This is a genomic window from Streptococcus sp. 2106 (assembly GCF_013277315.1).
Lineage (GTDB): Bacteria > Bacillota > Bacilli > Lactobacillales > Streptococcaceae > Streptococcus > Streptococcus pseudopneumoniae.
On record NZ_VMMS01000130.1, the window covers coordinates 1 to 2,191 of the forward strand.

The following is a 2,191-nucleotide window of genomic DNA, read 5'->3' on the forward strand; positions in this document are numbered from 1 at the left end:
GTAGCAGGTGCCCACCGAGAACTTACACCTCAGATGCACGACATGCCCGTCGTACTACGAAAAAGCCCTGTTCCTCGAGATGAGGAGCAAGGCTTTTTGAGTTTCAATTATTCTTCTGTTCCAAGGAAGTTTTTAGCAACAAGGGCTGCAAGAACTCCACCAACGATTGGCGCAAGGATGAAAATCCAAACTTGTTGGAGGGCTGCGCCACCTACCAAAACAGCTGGTGCCAAGCTACGGGCTGGATTTACTGAAAGCCCAGTAATGTTCAAGCCCACAAGAATCATCGCCATCAATGACAAACCGATTACCAAACCAGCAATCGCGCCATTGCCCTTGCTTGCTGATGTCACAGTCATGATAACCAAGACAAACAAGAAAGTTGCGATGACTTCAAACAAGAAACCACCAAAGATAGTGACACCGTTTGCCAAGGCATTTTCACCAAGGCTAGCAGTTGACATACCCGAGTTAGCCAAGAGGAAGAAGACTGCGCCAGAAGCGATGAAAGCTCCAACAACCTGACCAAGTATGTAGTTTACAAGTTCTGAAGATGACAAACGTTTGTTTACAAACATAGCAATCGAAACAGCCGGGTTCAAGTGAGCACCTGAAACAGTTCCGATTGAGTAGGCTGCCACCACGATTGCCAAACCAAAGGCAAAGGCGATTCCAAGGTGACCTAGGCCATCAAGACCATTTCCAAAAACAACAGCTCCTGTCCCGACGAATACAAGCATGAACGTACCGATTAACTCAGCAACAAATTTTTTCATTTTCTTTCTCCTTTTTTCAAAAACTAGATACTAGTCTATCAAAAGTAGGAAAGGGTTTCAAGAAAATTGATTGGAAATTTTTTGAAAATCATAGAACTACTAGCAATACCTAATATTGAAAAGATTGAATAGCTTCTTTCAAGTCATCTTGTAAACTATTTCTCTGGTCAAGTTGGACATAGACTTCCAACAGACAGGATCTGAAGTTGGAAAATTTATAAAAATCTTCCCTTTCTTCTATCGGAAAGTCAACAGCTTTTATCCAAGAAGCTACTTGCTCTTGCGCTAACTTCCCTTGTAAAATAGGTTCATAGATCACTCTTGCTAAACGCCAATCCTCATCATCTGTAAAGCGAATCGAAACTCTTTTAAATAGTTGGCCAAGTATATCAAATACTTCATGAACTCTGTTTTTAGGAAAGTTGGGATGACAAACCACCTCTGTCAGTAAATCGGCTCCATGTGCAGAAGCATGAACCCAACCATACTGACTTGAAAAACCCGTTGTATCCTTTTCTTTTGAAAGATAATACAAACCTTGATTTAAAAGGACATTACGAATTCCTGCATTTAATTCCTGATAAAAAATCGATTGCTGGTTGGCATCTGCAGACAAGAGATTTGCATAAATAAGAGCCCTAAAAGAACGTTCAAGGGTTGACAGGCCTACCTTATCAATATCTTTATCTAACCCTCCATCAGATGAAATCCCTTCAGCAATGAAATGAAATTGTTCCTGTGTAAATAGCTCTTCCTGAATCCCTCTAGCAAAGCTTGTAAAAACAAGGTCATCACGAATTTCTGGAGAAGGATCTCCCAAATGATCAAGTAGCCACTGGATTTCTTCCTGGTTATAACTTGGTTTTTCTTCTGCTATTTTTCTAAGTAACTTTTGATACATGGTCAATACCTCTACATTTCTAGCAACTGTTCAAAAAGCTGTCCTTAAATGACTTTAGCAATTTGTAAAATTAAGTTAAAGAGAAAAAGACATTTATATTCAGAGAAACAGCACATTTCTGAAAGGATACATAAATGATTTATTCCATATTACCACAAATGAACTTGTAATGATAAAACTTTATCACAAAAATCACATTTCTGTCTCAAAAATTGAGAAAAACTAGTTATATAGTCATTTAGTTTTAAAAAAGCGTTCCAAACATTCAAAAATAGTTGGGACTTCCCTTAATAAATCTGTTACTTTCTTTTTCAAGATAGCCCAAGCTTGCTCAATAGGATTCAAATCTGGTGAATAAGGCGGTAGAGGTAAGAAAAAGTGTTTATCTTGGATGCAGAGTTCATCCAAAATGTTCTTGGGATCAAAACTAGCATTGTCCATGATAATAACACGAGGTGTCTTCAAAGCAGGTAGAAGTTGCGTTTTGAATCACTCCCCAAAGAAATCGCTTGTC

General features: G+C 38.8%; 2 protein-coding genes and 1 pseudogene. All 3 read right to left on the reverse strand.

From position 1 onward, the window contains the following. Positions 1-107: 107 nt before the first annotated feature. Positions 108-776 (reverse strand): aquaporin, encoded by a 669-nt coding sequence (locus HT723_RS10910; protein ID WP_050208831.1) that lies wholly within the window; start codon positions 774-776, stop codon positions 108-110. Positions 777-885: 109 nt separating this feature from the next. After that, positions 886-1,677: a DUF2785 domain-containing protein gene (locus HT723_RS10915; RefSeq protein WP_172935193.1), complete on the reverse strand. Its 792-nt coding sequence runs from the start codon at positions 1,675-1,677 to the stop codon at positions 886-888. A gap of 234 nt (positions 1,678-1,911) precedes the next feature. Further along, positions 1,912-2,191: pseudogene (locus HT723_RS10920) on the reverse strand (transposase); the annotation flags it as partial.

Coding starts and splice junctions, on each gene's coding strand:
- HT723_RS10910 (WP_050208831.1), bottom strand. CDS start 776: ATGAAAAAATTTGTTGCTGAGTTAATCGGTACGTTCATGCTTGTATTC.
- HT723_RS10915 (WP_172935193.1), bottom strand. CDS start 1,677: ATGTATCAAAAGTTACTTAGAAAAATAGCAGAAGAAAAACCAAGTTAT.